This window comes from Geodermatophilus sp. CPCC 205761 (assembly GCF_051383655.1).
Classification (GTDB): Bacteria; Actinomycetota; Actinomycetes; order Mycobacteriales; family Geodermatophilaceae; genus Geodermatophilus.
This window is the reverse complement of the sequence record NZ_JALPKQ010000007.1, coordinates 71,298-91,738: the sequence shown is the minus strand read 5'-3', so window position 1 is coordinate 91,738 and position 20,441 is coordinate 71,298. Positions and strand designations below refer to the sequence as shown.

Below are 20,441 nucleotides of genomic sequence, written 5' to 3'. Positions count from 1 at the left end.
CCGTCCGTGCTGATCCCACCGGCCACCGCCGCCGCGATCATGGACGGGTCGGTCACGCTCGCCTTCCGCCGGTGGGACCGGCCGCGCATGCACCCGGGCAGCACCCAGCGCACGCCGGCCGGGGTGGTCGAGATCGTCGACGTCACCGAGGTGGACCTCGCCGACATCACCGATGACGACGCCGCGGCCGCCGGCGTCCCCTCGCGGGACCGGCTGCTCCGCCTCCTCGACCGTCGTCCCGGCACGCACGTCTACCGCATGCGGGTGCGGGCCGCCGGCGCCGACCCCCGCGTGGCGCTGCGCGAGCGGGCGACCTTCTCGCCGGAGGAGCGGGCCGCCCTCGACGCCCGGCTGGACCGGTGGGACGCCGCCCGCGCCGACGGGCCGTGGACGCGCACCGTGCTCGACCTGATCGCCGAGCGGCCCGGGGTGCGCGCTCCCGACCTGGCGGCCGTGCTGGGCCGGGAGACGCTGCCGTTCAAGCGCGACGTCCGCCGGCTGAAAGAGCTCGGGCTGACCCGCAGCCTCGCCGTCGGCTACGAGCTGTCCCCGCGGGGCGCGGCGTACCGCGACGGGCGCGTCAGGGAGGATGGGGGGTGATGAGACCGCACGCCGTCGCCCTCGCCTTCCGCGCCGTCGCCCTCGCCGAGGCCTGCTCCTGGGTGGGCCTGCTGTTCGGCATGTTCGTGAAGTGGGTCCTCGCGACCTCCGAGCGCGGCGTGCAGATCTTCGGCCCGATCCACGGCGGGATCTTCGTCGCCTACGTGCTCGTGGCGCTGCTTGCCGCGCGGGTGCTCCGCTGGAACGCCCGCACCGCACTGCTCGCGCTCGCCGCCTCGGTACCGCCGCTGGCCACGCTCTGGTTCGACCGCTGGGCCACCCGCACCGGGCGGCTGCCGCTGCCGGAGCCCGTGCCGACCTCCTGACGCGGCGGCTCGCTACCGTTCCGGGTCATGCCCGAGCCCGTCCTGCCGTCCACCGCCCGCCAGCTGCTCGCCCGGGTGGCCCGCGTGCAGCGGGACGGGCGGGCGCCCAGCCTCGTCGCGGGCGTGGTCCGGGACGGCGGGCTGGCGTGGTCGGCCGGGCGCGGGGCGGTGCCCGAACCGCACACCGACGTCCAGTACCGGCTCGGCTCGATCAGCAAGACGGTCACCGCGGTCGCGGTGCTGCGGCTGCGCGACGAGGGCCGGCTGCACCTCGACGACCCGCTGGACCGGCACGTGCCCGGCACGCCGCTGGGCAGCCGCACCGTCGGGCAGCTGCTCGCGCACGTCGCCGGCGCGGCCGCGGAGAGCCCCGGCGGGTGGTGGGAGCGCACGCCGGGTGGTTCGCTGGCGGAGCTGGAGCTGCGCGAGGAGCACGTCGTCCTCGGTGCCGCGCGCCGGTTCCACTACTCCAACCTCGGCTTCGGTCTGCTCGGCGAGCTCGTCGCGCGCGCCCGGGGCCGGTCCTGGGAGGAGGTCGTCCGCGCCGAGGTGCTGGCGCCGCTGGGCATGAGCCGGACGACGCTGCGGCCGGTCGCCCCCGCCGCCGACGGCCACGCGGTGCACCCGTGGGCCGACGTCGTCCTCCCCGAGCCCGAGCACGACGCCGGCGTGATGGCGGCCGCCGGGCAGCTCTGGGCCACGCTGGCGGACCTCGCCCGCTTCGCGGTGTTCCTGCTCGGCGACACCGGTGACGTGCTCGATCCCGGGACGCTCGAGGAGATGACGGTGCCTGCCGGGGTGGACGCCTCCGCGCCGGGCTGGTCGTCCTACGGGCTGGGCCTGCAGGTGATGCGGGTCGACGGGCGGACGCTGGTCGGCCACGGCGGCTCTATGCCGGGCTTCCTCGCGGGCGTGTTCGTCGACCGCGAGGAGGGTGCCGGGGCGGTCTCGCTGGCCAATGCGACGAGCGGCCCCGAGCCGGTGGCGTTCGGGCTGCTGGCCGACCTGCGCGCCGCCGAGCCGCGGGTCGTCGACCCGTGGACGCCGTCACCGCCTCCCGTTCCGCTGGAGAGCCTCGGGGTCTGGTTCTGGGGCCCGGCGCCGCACGTGCTGCGCGCGCTGCCCGGGGGGCTGCTGCACCTGGGCCCGATGCCCGGCCGGGCCGGGCGGGCCAGCCGCTTCACCCGTGACGACGACGGCACCTGGGTCGGGCTGGACGGGTACTACGCCGGCGAGCCCCTGCGGATCGCCGACGACCACCTCGACCTCGGCACCTTCGTGTTCACCCGCACGCCCTACGACCCGGAGGCCCCGGTGCCCGGCGGGGTGGACGAGCGCGGCTGGCGGCACTGAGCGGCGGTCACCTCAGCGGTCGAAGGCGTCCAAGGTCGTCGTCACCACCGCGCCGTAGGCGACGTGCGGCACCAGGTCGCTGACCCAGTCGGTCGCCGACCAGGTGCGCGGGTCGGTGATGCCGAGCACGGTCATCGGGCCGTTGGTCGAGACGAGGACGCCGGCCGTGACGAGCAGCGTGCCGACCAGCGGCCGGGACCGGAAGCCGGCCGCCCGCACCAGCCCGACCAGGACACCCACGCCGACCCCCGCGACCAGCCCGGTCAGGGGGCCCAGCCCCTGCACCCGGTTCTGCCGCGTCGCGCCGTCCCCGGGGATCGGCACGTGTGCCTTCTCCGCCAGGGTCTCCACCGTCCGCTCGGGCGTGGAACTACTGGGCCGGCCGCGCACCGCCATGTCGAGGTACGTGACGGCGTTGAGCGCGGTGGTGCCGGCCGCGCCGGCGGCCGCCCCGCGCACCGCCCAGCCGAGCAGGCTGGTGCCCCCGTCGCCCGCCACGGCGTGGTGGTTCCTCACCGCGCGGCCCGCCGGGCCAACAGGAGGAGGCCCGCCACGAGACCGGCGGCGACGGCGCCGGCGGCCAGCCCCCAGGCGCGGACGCCACCGGCCGGCTCCGTGCCGGGGGCTCTGGGCTGCGGGCCGGCGGACCCGTCGCTGCCGGTGGCGGCCTGGAGCTCGGCCGCCAGCTCGGGTGCCCACGGCGCCGTGCCGCCGCACAGGTCGGCCGCCAGCTGCCCCTCGTCGAGGTCGGCCGACCGGGTGGCCAGGACGAGGAACGGACCGTCCCCGGCCAGCTCCAGCCCGCAGCTGGCCCCGGACGCCGCGGACACGACGCCCTGCTCCGCGGCCACGCTGCCCTTCCACACCGTGTCGACGGCGAAGACGTGCAGCGCGGGGTCGGTGCTGCTCGACCCGCCGCCCACCTCGCGGGACAGCAGCCGGCCGGTGAAGACGGCGTCGGCCCGCTCCACCTGCGCGGTCAGCGGTTCACCGGCGCAGCTGCACGCCGAGGCGGGGACGGCCAGGACCCACCCGGCCATCAGCAGCACCACCGCGGTGAGCAGGCAGGTCGTCGTCCGGCGCACGGCTCCGAGCGTGCTCCTGCGGGGTTGCCGGCACCAGTGGCGGCGGCGCGGGCGCACCCGCACCCTACCGGTGTGGACGACGTCGACGCCCGGCTCGAGCGAACGATCGAGGAGCTGCTCGACGACCGGCAGGCGGGCGCGTCGATCTGCCCCTCGGAGGCCGCCCGGGCCGTCGACCCTGACGACTGGCGGGAGCTGATGCCCGCCGCTCGCGCCGCTGCCGGGCGGCTGGCCGCCGCCGGCCGCGCGGAGGTGACCCAGCGGGGCGAGGTCGTGGACGTGCGGGTCGCTCGTGGTCCGGTCCGGGTGCGCCGGCCGGGGTAGCCGCCGTCGGTGATGACGCGGCCGCGTCCAGCGGTGGGTGGATGAGGATCTCGGTGCCGTCGGGGCGCCAGGTGCGCCATCGGCCGTCGGGTTGTCGTTCGATCCGGAAGCCGTGGTGGACCTTGGTGTGGTGCCGCTCGCAGAGCAGCGCGCTGTTCTCCAGGCTGGTCGGGCCGCCGTTGATCCACTCCAGGAGATGGTGGACGTCGCACCAGTGGGTGGGCGCGCCGCAGCCGGTGAACACGCAGCACCGGTCGCGGTGCTCGACCGCCCGGCGCAGGTGCGCGGTGACCACCCGTTTCTCCCGGCCCAGGTCCAGCGGCGCGCCGTCGGGGCCCAGCACGATCCGGGACACCGCGCCGTCGCAGGCCAGCCAGCGGGCCCGGGCCGCGGAGACGGTGGCGCCGAAGCCGAGCTCGGCGGTGTGCCGGCCGGTGCCCGGGCCGGCGAGGTCGGGCAGGTCGATCCGGACCACCAGGTGTGGCTTCACCGTCCGCAGCACCGGCAGGCCGCCGGTGGCCAACTGGTTGTCGCAGAGCTGGACCAGGGCGTCGCCGAGTTGCTGGGCGCGGGTGCGGATGTCTCCGGCGCACCGGCCGGCCTGCACGATCGCCTCCAGCGCGGTCTGCAGCTTCTCCCCGCCGACGGCATCGAGCTCAAAGCGGCCGGTGATCGACCCGTCGGGGTGCTTGGCGATCGTCAGCGACCGGCCCACGGTGGGGTCCGGTTCGGCGCCGTCGGGCTCGAGGTGGGCCAGGTAGCGCCGCACCGCCTCGCCCAGGGCCGCGATCGGCTGCTCGACGGCCACCCGCGCGAGAACGGCGTCGGTCTCGGCGAGCTGCACTCCTGCCGCGGTGGCCGCGGCGCGCCGGTCCGCGCGGGTGATCGGGGCGACCACCGAGACCTGATCGGCGGTGATCTGTCCGGCGGCGAACCCGGCGGCCACCGCCGGCAGATGCTCCAGCGCCCTCGCATTCCGCACCAGGTGCCCCACCGAGGACGGCGAGAGCCCGGCGTGGCCGCGCAGCCAGGACTGCATGGTCTTGAGCCCGTCGTGTTCGGCGGCCCCGGTCCGCTCGCACTGCCGCACGGTGCGGGTGATCTCGGCGGCCAGCCGGTTCTGCGCCAGCAGCAACCGGCGCAACCGCTCCAGCAGCGCCGGACCGAACAACGGTGACAGGTCCGTGCCGGCGAGCCCGTCCAGTGCGACCGTCAGCTCGTCCACGACCACCTCCCAGCACGCTTCGATCAGGTGTTCGAAGTCTACCGCGGCACGCACGAGCCGGCGGAGCGAATCCACAGGTCAGGACCCTGTCCACAGATCGCGCGGACGGGTTGACAGCACCGATCACTCGGTCCCGGCGGCGCGTTCCAGCAGCGGGCCCATCCGGTGGTCGACCAGCCGGCGCAGCGCCAGGGCGGTGTCCGTGCGCTGCACGCCGGGGATGGCCAGCACCCGCTCGGTGATCCGCCACAGGTCGTCGGCGTCGGTGGCCACCACCCGCACCAGCAGGTCGGCGACGCCGGAGAGCGCCGTCACCTCGAGCACCTCCGGGATGTGGGCGAGCGCGTCGCCGACGTCGGCCAGGCTGCGCTGCACCACCTGCACCGTCACGTAGGCGCCGAGGCGGTAGCCGAGGGCCTCCGGGTGGACCCGCGCCTCGTACGGGGCGAGCGCGCCGCTGCTCTCCAACCGGGTCAGCCGCGCCTGCACGGTGTTGCGCGCCAACCCGAGTCGCTGCGACAGCGCCATCACGGTCGCGCGCGGGTCCTCGGACAGGGCCTGCAGCAGGCGGGCGTCGGTGGCGTCTACGGCCGGCACGGTGCTCAGTCTGACATGTGAGGACGTCCTAGTACCGAGCAATCTGCGCACTCGACGGGATCCCTCTTGCGCATGCCGCAGGAGCGGTGATCTTCTCGCGGGGACGGGAGTCGTGCCACGATGTGTGAGTGGCGCCACACCCCGGTGCCACGAGACGTCCAGTACCGCCCGTTCCGGCGACCCCGGGCAGCGGCCGACGGCGAGGAGAGACGTGTGTCCGTGTCGAGCGTGACCACCGAGGTGGTCGATCCGGTACCCGGTGCCGGAGCGCCCCACCTGCCGCAGCAACCCGACCTCGTCCAGCTCCTGACGCCGGAAGGCGAGCGGGTCGAGCACCCGGAGTACTCCCTCGACATCGGACCCGACGAGCTGCGCGGCCTGTACCGCGACCTGGTGCTCGTGCGCCGGTGGGACGTCGAGGCCACGGCCCTGCAGCGCCAGGGCGAGCTGGGCATCTGGGCGTCGCTGCTCGGGCAGGAGGCCGCCCAGATCGGCGCCGGCCGGGCGATGCAGCCCGACGACACGGCGTTCCCCACCTACCGGGAGCACGGCGTCGCCTGGACCCGCGGCGTCGACCCGCTGCACGTGATCAGCCTGTTCCGCGGCGTCGACAACGGCGGCTGGGACCCGGTCGCCACCGGCTTCAACCTGTACACCGTCGTCATCGGCGCGCAGTGCCTGCACGCCACCGGGTACGCGATGGGCCTGCAGCGCGACGGCGCCGAGACCGCCGCGCTGGCCTTCCTCGGCGACGGCGCGACCAGCCAGGGTGAGGTCAACGAGGCCATGATCTGGGCGGCGAGCTTCTCCGCGCCCGTCGTCTTCTTCTGCCAGAACAACCAGTACGCGATCAGCGTCCCGCTCGAGCGACAGTCCCGGGTGCCGCTCTACCAGCGCGCCGCCGGGTTCGGCTTCCCCGGCGTCCGGGTCGACGGCAACGACGTCCTCGCCGTCCTGGCGGTCACCCGCGCGGCGCTGGCCGCCGCCCGCGACGGCCAGGGGCCGACGTTCATCGAGGCGTTCACCTACCGGATGGGCGCGCACACCACCTCCGACGACCCCACCCGCTACCGGCTGGCCAGCGAGCTGGAGGAGTGGAAGCTGCGCGATCCGATCGCCCGGCTCAAGGCGCACCTGTCGCGCTCCGGCGCCGTCGACCACGACTTCTTCGACGCGGTCGAGGCCGAGGCCGACGAGCTGGCCCACCGGATCCGCACCGGCACCGTCGAGATGCCCGACCCGCCGGGGACGGCGATCTTCGACCGGGTGTACGCCGAGCAGACCCCGCACCTCGCCGCCCAGCAGGCGGAGTTCGAGGCCTACCAGGCGAGCTTCGAGGGAGGGGAGGAGCGATGAGCCAGGTCCTCACGATCGGCAAGGCGCTCAACCTCGGATTGCGCCGGGCCATGGAGGACGACGCGAAGGTCGTGCTCATGGGCGAGGACATCGGCCGGCTCGGCGGTGTCTTCCGGATCACCGACGGCCTGCAGAAGGACTTCGGCGAGGACCGCGTCGTCGACACCCCGCTGGCCGAGGCCGGCATCCTCGGCACCGCCGTCGGCCTGGCCATGCGCGGCTACCGGCCGGTCTGCGAGATCCAGTTCGACGGGTTCGTCTTCCCTGCCTACAACCAGATCGTCACCCAGGTGGCCAAGATCCATGCCCGCTCGCGCGGGAAGCTGGCGATGCCGATCGTCATCCGCATCCCCTTCGGTGGCGGCATCGGTGCGGTCGAGCACCACAGCGAGAGCCCCGAGGCGTACTTCGCGCACACCCCCGGCCTCAAGGTCGTGGCGGTGAGCAACCCGGTCGACGCCTACTGGGGGATCCAGCAGGCGATCGCCCACCCCGACCCGGTCGTCTTCCTCGAGCCGAAGCGCCGCTACTGGGAGAAGGCCGAGGTCGACACCGACGGCACGCCCGCGCCGCTGTTCTCCTCCCGGGTGGTCCGCGGCGGCGACGACGTGACCGTGCTCGCCTACGGTCCGATGGTGAAGACCGCGCTGCAGGCGGCGGAGGCGGCCGCCGAGGAGGGGCGCTCGCTCGAGGTCGTCGACCTGCGCACGCTCTCCCCGCTCGACCTGGACCCGGTCTACGACTCCGTCCGGCGCACCGGCCGCTGCGTCGTCGTGCACGAGGCGCCGCTGACCCTCGGGCTCGGCGCCGAGATCGCCGCTCGGGTCACCGAGACCTGCTTCCACTCGCTGGAGGCGCCGGTGCTGCGCGTGGGCGGCTACGACACCCCGTACCCGCCGTCGAAGCTGGAGGAGGAGTACCTCCCCGACCTCGACCGCGTGCTCGACACCGTCGACCGCGCGATGGGGTTCTGAGGATGGGGGAGCTCCGGCAGTTCAAGCTGCCCGACGTCGGCGAGGGGCTGACCGAGGGCGAGATCCTGCACTGGCTGGTCGCCGTCGGCGACACGGTCACGATCAACCAGCCGCTGTGCGAGGTGGAGACGGCCAAGGCCGCCGTCGAGCTGCCCTCGCCGTGGGCGGGCACGGTCACCGCGCTGCTGCACGAGGCCGGCGAGACGGTCGACGTCGGGACGCCGATCATCACGATCGACATCGGTGGCGAGGCGCCGAGCGCGCCCACCCCGGCCCCGGCGGGGGACGCCGCCGCCGAGCCCGCCGCCGGCCTGATCGGGGGCGCCGCGCCCGGTGGCCGGACGGCGGTGCTGGTCGGCTACGGCCCGCGCACGACCGAGGCCCGCCGACGCCCGCGCCGCGCCGTGCACTCGCCCGCCGGCCCGGCGCCGCTGGCCGGGTCCACCGACGACGCGCACGGCACCCCGCTGCTCACCACCGCGCCCGACGCCCGCACCAAGCCGGTGCGGCACGGCGGGCTGGAGGTCGGCCGGGCCGCCGAGGCGCACGCCGCGGTCGAGGAGGCGGCGACCGCGCTGGTCGCCCAGCCCGGGCGGGGGCGGGCGCGGCCGCTGGCCAAGCCGCCGGTGCGCAAGCTGGCCAGGGACCTCGGCGTCGACCTGACCACGCTGACCGGCAGCGGCGCGGGCGGGGTCATCACCCGCGCCGACGTCGAGGCGGCGGCCGGCGGGGCGGCTCCGGCCGCGGCGCCCGCGACGGTCCTCCACCGGACCTCCGGCGCCGAGAGTCCGCACGGGGAGCAGCGGATCCCGATCAAGGGGGTCCGCAAGCACACCGCGGCGGCGATGGTGGCCAGCGCGTTCACCGCGCCGCACGTCACCGAGTTCCTGACCGTCGACGTCAGCCGGATGACGAAGCTGCGTGAGCGGCTGGCCGCCCGGCCGGAGTTCGCCGGTCTCAAGGTCAGCCCGCTGCTGTTCGTGGCCAAGGCGCTGCTGCTCGCCGTCGGCCGGCACCCGATGGTGAACAGCTCCTGGGACGAGGCCGCGCAGGAGATCGTCGTCCACGGGCAGGTGAACCTGGGCATCGCCGCCGCCACCCCGCGCGGCCTGATCGTGCCCAACGTCAAGGACGCCGGCCGGCTGACGCTGACCGAGCTGGCCGCGGCCCTGGCCGAGCTGACCGAGACGGCGCGGGCAGGGCGGACGGCCCCGGTGGACATGACCGGCGGCACGATCACGATCACCAACGTCGGGGTGTTCGGCGTCGACACCGGGACCCCGATCCTCAACCCCGGCGAGTCGGCGATCCTGGCCTTCGGTGCCGTCCGCGAGATGCCGTGGGTGCACAAGGGCAAGGTGAAGCCGCGGCAGGTGACGCAGCTGGCGCTGTCGTTCGACCACCGGATCATCGACGGGGAGCTGGGCAGCCGGTTCCTGGCCGACGTCGGCGCGCTGCTGTCCGACCCCGGCACCGCGCTGGCCTTCTGAGCGCATGACCGATCTGCAGCGGCTGCTCGACTTCGCCGAGCGCTCCGCGGTGCCCGGCGGGTTCGGCTTCCTCGGCGCCGACGGGCAGGTGTTCGCCGACCGTCCGCTGATGACCTTCATCACCGCGCGCAAGACGCACGTCTTCGGGCTGGCCCACCTGCTGGGCCGGCCCGGGGCGGGCGAACTGGTCCGTCACGGCGTCGAGGCGCTGACCGACGGGCCCCTGCGCGACCGCGAGCACGGCGGCTGGCGGGCCACGGCCGAGGACGACACGAAGTCCGCGTACGTGCACGCCTTCGTCGTCCTCGCGGGGGCCACGGCCACCGCGGTCGGCGACCCGGGCGGCCGGGCGCTGCTCGACGAGGCCCTCGACGTCTGGCAGACCCGGTTCTGGGACGACGCACCCGGGCTGGCGGTCGAGGAGTGGGACGCCGGCTGGACCGAGCTGTCGGAGTACCGGGGCGTCAACGCGAACATGCACGGAGTCGAGGCCTCGCTGGCCGCCGCCGACGCGCTCGGCGAGGACTCGATGGCCGCGCAGCTGCGCGCCCAGGCGCTGCGCACCACCGAGCGGGTGCTGCACGGCTGGGCGCGGGATCGCGACTGGCGGCTGCCCGAGCACTTCACCCCCGGGTGGACGCCGCTGCCCGAGTACAACCGCGACGACCCCGCGCACAAGTTCCGGCCGTTCGGCGTGACGATCGGGCACCAGTTCGAGTGGTCCCGGCTCGCCCTGCACGTGCGGGCGGTGACCTCCGAGCCCCCGCCGTGGCTGCTGGAGGACGCCGTCGGGCTGTTCGACGCCGCCGCCGAGCGGGGCTGGGCCGCCGACGGGCACGACGGTTTCCCGTACACCCTCGACTGGGACGACCGCGTTGTCGTCGGCGCCCGCATGCACTGGGTGCTGTGCGAGGCGATCGCCGCGGCCGCGGTGCTCGCCGAGGTCACCGGCGAGGAGCGGTACCGGGACCTCGCCCGGCGGTGGCGGGAGCACGGGGAGGAGCGGTTCGCCGATCCGGTCACCGGCAGCTGGCACCACGAGCTGGCGCCGACCGGGGAGGTGACGTCGGGGACCTGGGACGGCCAGCCCGACGCCTACCACCTCACCCAGATGCTGCTGCTGTCCGAGGGCCGGCCGGTGCGGGGGAGCGTGGCGGCCGCCCTGCGCTGACGTCCGGACTCGCGGCGGCTCCTCCGCGACGTGTCCGGGCCGGACGGCGTGGGTAGGTGGTGCACGACCGAGTCCCCGAGACAGAGGAGAACCCGTGGCCAGCGTGCAGGAAGCCATCGACGTCGATGTCCCGATCCGGGTCGCCTACGACCAGTGGACGCAGTTCGAGACCTTCCCGCAGTTCATGGGCGGGGTCGAGCGGATCACCCAGCTCGACGCCACGCACACCCACTGGGTCACCAGCATCGACGGCGTGAAGCGGGAGTTCGACGCCGAGATCACCGAGCAGCGCCCCGAGGAGCGGGTGGCCTGGACCAGCACCAGCGGCGAGGCCAAGCACGCCGGCGTGGTGACCTTCCACCGGCTCGACGACGCGAAGACCCGCGTGATGATCCAGATCGACTGGGAGCCCGAGGGGCTCGTGGAGAAGGCCGGCGCGGCCCTCGGCTTCGACGACCGGCAGGTCAAGGCCGACGCCAAGCGGTTCAAGGAGTTCATCGAGAGCCGCGGCACCGAGACCGGTGCCTGGCGCGGCGAGGTGTCCCGCCCCGACCAGCCGTAGGAGCACGCCCCTGCCCGCCCGCCGGTCGACGGCGGACCGGGCGGCGAGGCCGGACACGAAGACGGCGCCCGCTCCCTTCTGCAGGGAACGGGCGCCGTCGTCCGGTGGCCGGCTACTCGGCGTCGAGGTCCTGCTCGACGAGGCCGGCGATCTGCTCGAGCACGGCCGGGTCGTCGCTGGTGACGACGACCTCCATGCCCTTCTTGGCGCCGAGAGTCATGATCATCAGGGGCGAGCCGGCGTCCACCGGGGCGCCGCCGGCGGTGGCCAGGGTGACCGGCACCCCGGCCTTGCCGACGGCCTCGGCGATGAGCGCGGCCGGGCGGGCGTGCAGCCCGACGCGCGACCCGACGGTGACGACTTGACTGGGCATGGAGTTTCTCCTCGCTCCGGGGACGGTGGTGGGTCTGTAGCCCGCCAGGTCAGGCGCGAACCGGCGGGGTGTGCGCGGGGACGTGGGCGTGCTGCAGGTCGACGGCGTCCTCGGGGACCTCCTCGGTCTTGCGGCGGCCGATGCTCTTGGCGATCGTCACGGCGAGGGCGCCGACGATCGTCCCCACGACGAGGGCGACCACGAACACCAGCACGTTGCTCATCGCGAAGAACACGAAGATGCCGCCGTGGGGAGCTCGCAGTTCGACGCCGCTGGCCGCCACGATGGCGCCGGTGGTGGCGCCGCCCAGCATCATCGACGGGATGACCCGCAGCGGGTCGGCCGCGGCGAACGGGATGGCACCCTCGGAGATGAAGGACAGGCCCAGCAGCCAGGCGGCCTTGCCCTGGTCGCGCTCGGCGGGGGTGTACAGCTTCGGGCGGATCGCCGTGCTCAGCGCCATCGCCAGCGGCGGGACCATGCCCGCGGCCATGACCGTGGCCATGATGATCAGCGAGCCGCTGGTCTGCGAGGCCAGGCCCGCGGTGGCGAACAGGTAGGCCGCCTTGTTGACCGGGCCGCCCAGGTCGAAGCACATCATCAGGCCGAGGATGATGCCCAGCAGGATGGCGGAGCTCCCGCTGAGGCCGTTGAGCCAGTTGCCCAGTCCCTCGACGGCGGCGGCCAGCGGGCGGGCGAGGAAGACGGCCATGATGCCGCTGGAGATCAGCGTGGCGAGCAGCGGGATGATCACGACCGGCTGCAGGCCGCGGACCCCGGCGGGCAGCTTCCAGCGGCCGATCCAGAGCGCGGCGAACCCGGCGATGATGCCGCCCACGAGACCACCGAGGAAGCCGGCGTCCAGGGTGACGGAGACCGCGCCGATGACGAAGCCGGGGACGATGCCGGGGCGGTCGGCGATCGCGTAGGCGATGTAGCCGGCCAGCGCCGGGACCAGGAAGCCGAACGCGGCCTGGCCGAGGACGGTGCAGATCGCGCCGAGGTAGCCCCAGAAGCCGTCGTTGAGGCCCTCGACGCCGGGGGCGCTGGGCAGGTTGAGGAACGAGTTGTTCTGCAGCCAGCTGAGGGCGTAGCTCTGGCCCTCGACATCGGGGTTCGGGGTGACGATCTGGTAGCCGCCGAACAGGAAGCCCAGGGCGATGAGCAGGCCGCCGGCCGCCACGAACGGGATCATGTAGCTGACGCCGGTCAGCAGCCAGCGGCGGATCTCCGCGCCGGTGCTGGGGCCGCCCGCGGACGACGCGGCGGCCGCCTCTCCCGCGGCGCCGTCACCGGGCACCCGGCGGGCGTTCGGGTCGTCCGCGGCGGCGAGCGCCTCGCGGATCATGACGTCCGGCTCGTTGATCGCCCGCTTGGTGCCCGACTGGACGAGCGCCTTGCCCGCGAACCGGTCGCGGTCCTTGACCCCCACGTCGACGGCGAAGATGACCGCGTCGGCGTTCCGGATGACCTCCGGGGCGAGCGGGGTGGAGCCGGAGGACCCCTGCGTCTCCACGTGCAGGTCGATCCCGGCGGCCTGCGCCGCGGCGGTGAGCTTGTCGGCGGCCATGTAGGTGTGCGCGATGCCGGTCGGGCAGGCGCTGACGACGACCAGGCTGCGCCGGCCGGCGGCCTGCGGCTGGGCCGCGGGCGCCGGGGTGGGCGCGGGCGCACCGGCGGGGGACCCCACGGGCGCGGCCGCGGGCTCCGGGGCCACGACCTCCTGCACCAGGGCGACCACCTCGGCGTCGGAGCCGGCGGCCCGGAGCGAGGCGACGAACTCCGGCCGCACCAGCGCCCGGGCCAGCGCCGTGAGCAGGGTCAGGTGGTCGGCGTCGCCGTGGGCCGGCGCGGCGATGAGGAAGACCAGGTCGGCCGGGCCGTCGGGGGCACCGAAGTCGACCTTGGGCGAGAGCCGGGCGAAGGCCAGCGACGCCTCGGTCACCGACTCCGATCGGCAGTGCGGGATGGCGATGCCGCCGGGCAGGCCGGTGGCCGCCTGGGCCTCGCGGGCCAGCGCGTCGTCGGCCAGGCCGTCGGCGCTGGTCGCGCGTCCGTCGCCGGCGACGAGCGCGGCCAGCCGGCGCACGACCGTGCTCTTGTCGGCACCCAGGTCGGCGTCGAGCGCGACCAGGTCAGGGGTGATCAAGGCGGGCATGGATGGGACCTCTCCGGAGGCGTCAGCGGACGTCGCGGCCGGCGGCCGGGACGGCGGAGCGGGGCGGTGCGGGGGTGGTGCTCGGTGCTGCCGCGGGGACGGGCCCCGAGACGGCGGTGACCTCGACGGCGGTTCGGTCGACCTGGGCCGGCGTCGGGACGGCGGATCCGGGCAGGGACGCGCTCGCCGCCCCGTAGGCGACGGCGGAGCGCAACCGGTCCGGCGCCTCGGCGCCGGCCAGGTCGGCCAGCAGGTGACCGGCCAGGCTGCAGTCGCCGGCGCCGACCGTGCTGCGGACGGCGATCGGCGGGGGGAGGGCCGACCACACGCCGTCGGCGCAGGACAGCAGCGCGCCGTCCGCCCCGAGGGTGAGCAGCACCTCGCCGACGCCGCGCTCGTGCAGCGTGGCGACGGCGGCCAGGGCGGCGTCCCGGTCTGCGGTCAGCTCGGCCTCGCTGGCGCCGGTCAGCTGGGCCAGTTCCTCGGAGTTCGGCTTGAGCAGGTCCGGCGCGGCGTCCGGGCCGGCGGCCAGCAGGGCCAGCAGGGGCGCCTCGGAGGTGTCGACGGCGACCTTGGCGCCGGTGTCCCGCAGCGAGCGGACCAGGTCGGCGTACCAGTCCACCGGCGTGCCCGGCGGCAGTGACCCGGACAGCACCACCCAACGGGCGCCCGCGGCGTGCTCGTGGAGGACCGCGGTCAGCCGGGCCCGGGTGGCGTCGTCCAGCGCCGCACCGGGCTCGTTGAGCTTGGTGGTCGTGCCGTCGGGCTCGGCCAGCGTGTAGTTGGTGCGCACCGGGGCCTCCACCGGCACCGCGGCCAGCGGCAGGCCCAGCCGGTGCAGCGCGGCGACGATCGGGTCGTCGTCCGCGGCGGGGAGCACGGTGACGACGTCCCCGCCGGCCGCGGCCACCGCCCGGGCGACGTTGACCCCCTTGCCGCCCGGCTCGGTGGAGCTCGGCGCGAGCCGGGCGACGCTCCCGCGCTCGAGCCGGCCGGGGAGGGCCAGCGTGCGGTCCAGGCTCGGGTTGGCGGTCAGCGTGACGATCCGGCCGCCGTTCATGCGACCACGACCTCGACGCCGGCGTCCTCGAGCCGGACCACGAGCGCCGGGTCGACGTCGGCGTCAGTGACCAGCACGTCGACGTCGGCGGGGGCGGCGAACCGGACCAGGTGCTCGCGGCCGAGCTTGCTGCTGTCGGCGAGGACGACCACCCGCTGCCCGGCGCGGATCATGGCCCGCTTGACCGACGCCTCGGCCTCGTCGGGCGTGCTGAAGCCGTGGTCGGCCGTGATGCCGTTGGCCCCGAGGAAGGCGACGTCGACCCGCAGGTCGGCGAGGGTGGAGATCGCCTGCTCGCCGACCGCGCACTGGGTGAGGCCGCGGACCCGGCCGCCGACGACGTGCAGGGAGACGCCGGGCATGGTGCTCAGGCGGGCGGCCAGCGGCACGGAGTGGGTGGCCACGAACAGCCGGCGGTCGCCGGGCAGCAGTTCGGCGAGGGCGGCGGTGGAGCTGCCGCCGTCGAGCAGCAGGCTGCCGTCGGCGCCCGGTAGAAGATCGAGGGCGGCCGCGGCGATCTTGCGCTTCTGCTCGCCGCGCGTGCCGTGCCGCTCGCTGAGGGCCGTCTCCACGTAGGTGAGCGCCCCCGCGGGCACCGCGCCGCCGTGCACCCGGCGCAGCATGCCGGCCCGCTCCAGGACGGCGAGGTCGCGCCGCACCGTCTCCGTGGTCACCCCGAACTCCTCGGCCAGCGCGGTCACCGCGACGCGGCCACGATCAGCCACCAGCCCGGCGATCGCCTGCTGGCGTTCCTCTGCGTACACCGTCCACCCCCTCAGCTATGCCCGTTTGTGTGGCTTTGCAGTTGTGATGCTGTTGTTCTACGTGTGATCCGTTGACAAGTCAACACTTTTCGGTGACGGTGGTCACCGGAGGACGCCGGTGTCCGTCCGCTCCTGACCACCTCGGCCCTAGGCAGGTACCCATGTCCACCGCTCCTGGCACCACGGCTCCCTCCGTCGGCTCCGGCCCGGTCGTGCTGCCCGGCACCCCCGTCGTGCCCGGCGTCGCGTTCGGCCCGGTGATCCGCCCCTCGGGCGCGGTGCGCCTGCCCGCCGACGAGGGTGTGGTCGTCCCCGAGGAGGAGCGGGCGGGGGAGCGGGAGCGCTTCGTCGCCGCCGCCGACGTGGTCGCCGACCGGCTCGCCCAGCGGGCCTCGGTCGCCACCGGGGTCAGTGCCGAGGTGCTGAGCACCACGGCCGGGCTGGCCCGGGACCGGGGGCTGCTGTCGGCCGTCGAGCAGCGGATCGACGCCGGAGCGCCGGCCGCGGTGGCGACCGTGCAGGCCGCCCAGCAGTTCGTCGAGCTGTTCACCAGCCTCGGCGGGCTGATGGCCGAGCGGGTCACCGACGTGCGCGACATCCGCGACCGGATCGTCGCCCAGCTCACCGGGCAGGGCGAGCCCGGCGTGCCCAGCCCCGAGGTGCCGTCGGTGCTCCTCGCCGACGACCTCGCGCCGGCCGACACCGCCGGTCTCGACCCGGCGCGGGTGATCGGGCTGGGTACCCGGCTCGGTGGCACGACGAGCCACACCGCGATCATCGCCCGCCAGCTCGGCCTGCCCTGCGTGGTCGCGATCGCCGACCTCGAGGACGTCCCCGCGGGTGCGACCGTCCTGCTCGACGGCGACCGCGGCACGGTGACCATCGACCCCGACCCCGAGGAGGCGCAGGCGCGCGTCGCCGCCGCCCGGCTGGCCACCGAGGCGCTGGCCGGCTACCGGGGGCCGGGCCGCACGCGCGACGGCGTGGCGGTCAAGGTGCTGGCCAACGTCCAGGACGGCGCCGGGGCCCGGGCGGCCGCCGCGGCGCACGCGGAGGGGGTCGGCCTGCTGCGCACCGAGCTCGCCTTCCTCGGCCGTGCGGAGGAGCCCTCCGTCGACGAGCAGGCCCGCGGCTACGCCGACGTCTTCACCGCGTTCGAGGGACGGCGGGTCGTCGTCCGCACCCTGGACGCGGGGTCGGACAAGCCGCTGGCCTTCGCCACGCCGCCGGACGAGGCGAACCCCGCGCTCGGCGTCCGCGGCCTGCGGGTGGCCCGTCGTGACCCCGGCCTGCTCGAGCGGCAGCTCGACGCGATCGCCGAGGCCGCGCGGTCGACCGGCGCGCAGCCGTGGGTCATGGCCCCGATGGTCGCGACGGTCGGTGAGGCGGCGGACTTCGCCCGGCAGGTGCGCGACCGCGGGCTGGTCCCCGGCGTCATGATCGAGGTGCCCTCGGCCGCGCTGATGGCCGACCGGCTGTTCCGGCACGTCGACTTCCTGTCGATCGGCACCAACGACCTGTCGCAGTACGCCCTCGCCGCCGACCGGCTCTCGGCCGACCTCGCCGACCTGACCGACCCGTGGCAGCCGGCGCTGCTCGCCCTGGTGCAGCTGACCGCCGCGGCGGGCGCCCGCGCCGACCGGCCGGTCGGGGTCTGTGGCGAGGCGGCGGCCGACCCCCTGCTCGCCTGCGTCCTCGTCGGCCTCGGCATCACCTCGCTGTCCTGCGCGGCGTCGTCGATCCCCGGCGTGGGTGCCCGGCTGGCCGGCGTCGACCTGGCCGACTGCCAGGCGGCCGCGGAGGCGGCGCTGGCCACCGACGACCCGCAGGCCGCTCGGGCCGCGGCGCGGGCGGTGCTGGCCGGCGGATGAGGCGGATCTCACCCTCCAGGGTGAAGGTCCCTCGCCGTGGCGGGCTCGTTTCCTGGCTTTCTTCGGAATACTCTGGCTCTCACCTGCATTGCAGAGGGTGTAGGGACACGAACCGAAGAGAGAAGGCAGCGGAGATGAACAGCGTGACGGCGAGCTGGCGGCAGCGTCGGCAGGCGGCCCGGACGCGGCGGGCGCTGGACCGCGCCCTCGCGCGGAGCAGCAGCCCGGCCATGCGCGACGAGCTGCTCACCATGGCGAACGGCAGCGGCTTCCTCGCCCGCTGAGCGCCACGACACCGCGCGACCCCGGCCTCCGTCCGACGGAGACCGGGGTCGCTTGCGTCCGGCCCCCTGCAGGGTCCCGACGCGAGCGGTGGGGGTGGGGGGCCCTTCTCAGTGCAGTCCGTGGACGACGGCGTGCCCCCTCCCGCGGCTGATCATCACGCGGTTGACCGGCAGCGTGACGACGAACGCCACCGCCAGCGCCCCGGCCAGCGTCAGCCAGAACAGCGCGCTGGTGAGGCCGGCCTCCATCGCGCCCGGGACGGCGAGGATGACGGCGTTGTCCACGATCTCCATCACCGCGATGGACAGGGTGTCGGCCGCCAGGGCGATGCGCACGGCCCGCCGGAACGGCAGTCCGGCCCGCAGCACCCCTCGCATGGTCAGCGCGTAGCCGAAGACGAACGCCAGGGCCACCGCCAGGGCGACGGTCGCGCCGTCCGACAGCCCCAGCGACGTCCCGATCACCATGCCCAGCACCTCGCCGATGGCGCAGCCGGTGAGGCAGTGCAGCGTCGCCGCGGCGGCCATCGCCCACGAGGCGGGCGCGGGCGCTCCGGCGTGCTCCTGGTGTGCTGTCGTCTGCATCGGAGTGCCTCCCTGCGTGTCCCATACCCCCATGGGGTATGGAACACGTTGTACTCCTCGGCGGTGCCGGGAGCAAGAGGCGGTCCCGCCCTGCGGTCCCCCCTTGGGGGTGGACGGCTCAATCCGCCGGCCCGGGCTGCCGATGGGCGCCGTGAGATCGGAACCGGGCGGATCCGCCGTCCGCGCGGCGGTCACCGGTGCAGAAGGGGTGGAGGCGATGAGCGCACACCTGCCCGCGGAGCCCCGCGAGACCTCCGGGGCGACCACCGCGCTGGTGCTCGGGTACGTCCGTGCCAGGGGCGGGGACGCCGCCGTCGAGGCGGTCCTCGGCCGCGCCGGTGTGCCGCACACCGCCGAGGATCTCGCCCGCCCGTCGTACTGGACCAGCTACGACACCCGGATCCGGCTGTTCGCCGCCGCGACCGAGGTGCTCGGCGACCCGGAGACGATGTTCCGGGTGGGGCGCGAGGCGCTCGGCCACGGCCTGAACCCCGCGGTGGTGCTGCTCGTGCGCGCGATGGGCTCGCCGCGGCAGGTCTACCGGCAGCTGCCCCGGGCGGTCGCGAAGTTCTCCACCACGTCGACGATGGAGATCCTGGAGGCCGGGGCCGGCCACGCGACGGTCCGGCTCACCCTCCTCCCCGGCTACGAGCACTCACGGCTCGACTGCGCCTACGCGCAGGGCCTGATCAGCATGGTGCCCTCCGTCTTCGGGCTGCCCCCGGCCGAGCTGCTGCACAGCGCGTGCCAGTCCGACGGCGAGCCTTCCTGCCTCTACCACCTGCGCTGGCAGCACCGTCGCCGGCTGCGCCGGGGCCGGCTCGCCGTCGCCCCCGAGCTGGACGCGCTGCGCGACCAGCTGCGCATCCTCCAGTCCGCCGCCGCCGACCTCGTCGGCAGCGACGACGTCGACTCGGCCCTGCAGCGCATCGTGGCCCGTGCGGCCGAGGCGGTGCTGGCTCCCGGCCACGTCCTCGCCGTCACCGACCCCGGCGGGGGACCGGCCCTCGTGCGCAGCGCCGGCCTGCCCTCCGCGGAGGTCGACGGGCTCGCGGCCGACCTGCTGGCAGGTGCGGACCCCGGTCCCAACGTGGTCGCCGTCGACGTGGCCTCGGCCCGCCGTGTGCACGGCCGCCTGGCCGCGGTCTACCGCCCCGGCGACGGCGCGCTCGGGCACGAGCGGAGCATGCTCGCCGCCTATGCCGGCCACGCGGCCGCCGCGCTCGACCTGCTCTTCGCGCTGGAGAGCTCCCGGCAGGAGGCACACCGCGCCGGGGCGCTGCTCGCCGTGGCCCACGAGCTGGCCCAGACCGAGGACGCCGCCGCCGTCTGCCGGGTGGTCGCCGAGGCGCTGCCACGGATCGTCGGCTGCGACAACGGCGCGATGATGCTGTGGGAACCGGCCGCCGGCTCCCTGGTGACCGCGGCCGCCGCCGGCCACGTCGGCGCCCAGCGCGAGCTGCTGCTGGCCACCTCGCTGTCGGCGGAGGACACCCCGGAGCTGGTGGACATGCTCACCCACCGCGAGCCCCTCTTCCTGAACCCGGCGACGGCCGGCCCCGTCCTCGCCGAGCTGCTGACCCGGCTGGAGGTCGGCCGGGCGGTGGCCGTTCCGCTGCTGGCCGGCCGCACCTTCCTCGGGGTGGCGACCGCGAGCTGGGCGCCCGGCCACGTCCCGCCTCGGCTGGACGGCGACGCGCTGGCGCGGCTGCGTGGTGTCGGGGACCAGGCGGCGACGGCCCTGCAAAAGGCCCGCCTCCTGGAGACCGTCCGCCACCAGGCCACTCACGACGCGCTCACCGGGCTGCCCAACCGGGCCCTCTTCCTCGACCGGCTCGGCACGGCGCTGGCCACGACGCGACCCGACCAGCACGTGGCCGTGCTCTTCTGCGACCTCGACCGGTTCAAGGCGGTCAACGACACGCTCGGGCACGCGGCCGGCGACGAGCTGCTCCGCCAGGTGGCCGCGCGGCTGCGCGCCGCCGTCCGCCCGGGGGACACCGTGGGCCGGCTGTCCGGCGACGAGTTCGCCGTCATCCTGCCCGGCCTCGGCCGGCCCGAGGACGCCGACCGGGTGGTCGCGCGGGTGCTCGGCTGCTTCGACGAGACGTTCCGGCTCGACCGCACCGACGCCGCCGTCGGCACGAGCATCGGCGTCGCCGTGCACAGCGGGGAGTGGGGAACGGCGGACGTCCTGCTGCGCGCCGCGGACGCGGCGATGTACCGGCACAAGCACGTCGGCCGCGACGGTCCCGAGCCCGCCGAGGGCTGAGGACCCCGCGA

Annotated in this window: 20 protein-coding genes and 1 pseudogene; 12 read left to right on the top strand and 9 right to left on the bottom strand. The window is 75.3% G+C overall.

Going from position 1 to position 20,441, the window contains the following annotated elements:
* The first annotated feature begins 6 nt into the window (after window positions 1-6).
* Genes MY526_RS06175 through MY526_RS06165 form a run of 3 tightly spaced genes read left to right on the top strand, consistent with a single transcriptional unit; the run spans window position 7 to window position 2,279 of the window.
* Window positions 7-600 carry a hypothetical protein gene (locus MY526_RS06175; protein ID WP_436694098.1) on the top strand — a complete coding sequence of 198 codons (594 nt, stop codon included), beginning with the start codon at window positions 7-9 and terminating at the stop codon, window positions 598-600.
* Window positions 600-926 (top strand): DUF3817 domain-containing protein, encoded by a 327-nt coding sequence (locus MY526_RS06170; RefSeq protein WP_436694099.1) that lies wholly within the window; start codon window positions 600-602, stop codon window positions 924-926. The genes MY526_RS06175 and MY526_RS06170 overlap by 1 nt, the downstream gene beginning before the upstream one ends.
* A gap of 27 nt (window positions 927-953) precedes the next feature.
* Window positions 954-2,279, top strand: coding sequence for a serine hydrolase domain-containing protein (locus MY526_RS06165; RefSeq protein WP_436694100.1), 1,326 nt, complete (start codon window positions 954-956; stop codon window positions 2,277-2,279).
* Between the two features lie 12 nt (window positions 2,280-2,291).
* Here the strand turns inward: MY526_RS06165 and MY526_RS06160 are convergent, their stop codons facing one another.
* Window positions 2,292-2,777 carry a hypothetical protein gene (locus MY526_RS06160; protein ID WP_436703472.1) on the bottom strand — a complete coding sequence of 162 codons (486 nt, stop codon included), beginning with the start codon at window positions 2,775-2,777 and terminating at the stop codon, window positions 2,292-2,294.
* 14 nt (window positions 2,778-2,791) lie between these two features.
* Entirely contained in the window at window positions 2,792-3,364 is a 573-nt protein-coding gene (locus MY526_RS06155; RefSeq protein WP_436694102.1) for a hypothetical protein, read from the bottom strand.
* 36 nt (window positions 3,365-3,400) lie between these two features.
* Between MY526_RS06155 and MY526_RS06150 the strand changes: the two genes are divergently transcribed.
* Window positions 3,401-3,688, top strand: coding sequence for a DUF3253 domain-containing protein (locus MY526_RS06150; RefSeq protein WP_436703504.1), 288 nt, complete (start codon window positions 3,401-3,403; stop codon window positions 3,686-3,688).
* Window positions 3,689-3,953: 265 nt separating this feature from the next.
* On the opposite strand, the pseudogene MY526_RS06145 reads toward MY526_RS06150, so the two are convergent.
* Together MY526_RS06145 and MY526_RS06140 are read right to left on the bottom strand one after the other, a co-directional pair.
* Window positions 3,954-4,913 (bottom strand): annotated as a pseudogene (locus tag MY526_RS06145) (DUF222 domain-containing protein); the annotation flags it as partial.
* Between the two features lie 123 nt (window positions 4,914-5,036).
* Window positions 5,037-5,510, bottom strand: a complete 474-nt coding sequence (locus tag MY526_RS06140) for an Lrp/AsnC family transcriptional regulator (RefSeq protein WP_436694395.1) — start codon at window positions 5,508-5,510, stop codon at window positions 5,037-5,039.
* Window positions 5,511-5,723: 213 nt separating this feature from the next.
* Here MY526_RS06140 and pdhA point away from each other — a divergent pair, with 213 nt between their 5' ends.
* The 5 genes from pdhA to MY526_RS06115 all read left to right on the top strand — a co-directional run bounded on the left by pdhA (window position 5,724) and on the right by MY526_RS06115 (window position 11,063).
* Entirely contained in the window at window positions 5,724-6,866 is a 1,143-nt protein-coding gene (gene pdhA, locus MY526_RS06135) for a pyruvate dehydrogenase (acetyl-transferring) E1 component subunit alpha (protein ID WP_436694394.1), read from the top strand.
* Window positions 6,863-7,840, top strand: coding sequence for an alpha-ketoacid dehydrogenase subunit beta (locus MY526_RS06130; RefSeq protein WP_436694393.1), 978 nt, complete (start codon window positions 6,863-6,865; stop codon window positions 7,838-7,840). The genes pdhA and MY526_RS06130 overlap by 4 nt, the downstream gene beginning before the upstream one ends.
* Window positions 7,841-7,842: 2 nt before the next feature.
* Window positions 7,843-9,330, top strand: coding sequence for a dihydrolipoamide acetyltransferase family protein (locus tag MY526_RS06125; RefSeq protein ID WP_436694392.1), 1,488 nt, complete (start codon window positions 7,843-7,845; stop codon window positions 9,328-9,330).
* Between the two features lie 4 nt (window positions 9,331-9,334).
* A complete protein-coding gene (locus MY526_RS06120) occupies window positions 9,335-10,501 on the top strand; it encodes an AGE family epimerase/isomerase (protein WP_436703470.1) in 1,167 nt (388 codons plus the stop codon).
* 94 nt (window positions 10,502-10,595) lie between these two features.
* The gene (locus MY526_RS06115; RefSeq protein ID WP_436694390.1) at window positions 10,596-11,063 is read left to right on the top strand and encodes an SRPBCC family protein; all 468 of its coding nucleotides are present in this window, start codon (window positions 10,596-10,598) and stop codon (window positions 11,061-11,063) included.
* 112 nt (window positions 11,064-11,175) lie between these two features.
* Here MY526_RS06115 and MY526_RS06110 read toward each other — a convergent pair whose 3' ends face one another.
* Genes MY526_RS06110 through MY526_RS06095 form a run of 4 tightly spaced genes read right to left on the bottom strand, consistent with a single transcriptional unit; the run spans window position 11,176 to window position 15,418 of the window.
* Entirely contained in the window at window positions 11,176-11,436 is a 261-nt protein-coding gene (locus MY526_RS06110) for an HPr family phosphocarrier protein (RefSeq protein WP_436694389.1), read from the bottom strand.
* Between the two features lie 49 nt (window positions 11,437-11,485).
* On the bottom strand, window positions 11,486-13,594 hold the full coding sequence (locus MY526_RS06105; RefSeq protein ID WP_436703469.1) for a PTS fructose transporter subunit IIABC: 2,109 nt from the start codon (window positions 13,592-13,594) through the stop codon (window positions 11,486-11,488).
* A 22-nt stretch (window positions 13,595-13,616) separates the two neighbouring features.
* Window positions 13,617-14,654, bottom strand: a complete 1,038-nt coding sequence (locus MY526_RS06100; protein ID WP_436703467.1) for a 1-phosphofructokinase family hexose kinase — start codon at window positions 14,652-14,654, stop codon at window positions 13,617-13,619.
* Window positions 14,651-15,418 carry a DeoR/GlpR family DNA-binding transcription regulator gene (locus MY526_RS06095; protein ID WP_436703465.1) on the bottom strand — a complete coding sequence of 256 codons (768 nt, stop codon included), beginning with the start codon at window positions 15,416-15,418 and terminating at the stop codon, window positions 14,651-14,653. Before MY526_RS06095 ends, MY526_RS06100 begins: the two co-directional genes overlap by 4 nt.
* 161 nt (window positions 15,419-15,579) lie before the next feature.
* Here MY526_RS06095 and MY526_RS06090 point away from each other — a divergent pair, with 161 nt between their 5' ends.
* Together MY526_RS06090 and MY526_RS06085 are read left to right on the top strand one after the other, a co-directional pair.
* Complete coding sequence (locus MY526_RS06090; RefSeq protein WP_436694385.1) at window positions 15,580-17,289, top strand: phosphoenolpyruvate--protein phosphotransferase; 1,710 nt, start codon at window positions 15,580-15,582, stop codon at window positions 17,287-17,289.
* A 134-nt stretch (window positions 17,290-17,423) separates the two neighbouring features.
* On the top strand, window positions 17,424-17,573 hold the full coding sequence (locus MY526_RS06085) for a hypothetical protein (protein WP_436694384.1): 150 nt from the start codon (window positions 17,424-17,426) through the stop codon (window positions 17,571-17,573).
* Window positions 17,574-17,681: 108 nt separating this feature from the next.
* Here MY526_RS06085 and MY526_RS06080 read toward each other — a convergent pair whose 3' ends face one another.
* Window positions 17,682-18,158: a DUF4396 domain-containing protein gene (locus MY526_RS06080; protein WP_436694383.1), complete on the bottom strand. Its 477-nt coding sequence runs from the start codon at window positions 18,156-18,158 to the stop codon at window positions 17,682-17,684.
* Window positions 18,159-18,375: 217 nt separating this feature from the next.
* Between MY526_RS06080 and MY526_RS06075 the strand changes: the two genes are divergently transcribed.
* The gene (locus MY526_RS06075) at window positions 18,376-20,430 is read left to right on the top strand and encodes a diguanylate cyclase domain-containing protein (RefSeq protein ID WP_436694382.1); all 2,055 of its coding nucleotides are present in this window, start codon (window positions 18,376-18,378) and stop codon (window positions 20,428-20,430) included.
* Window positions 20,431-20,441: the final 11 nt, after the last annotated feature.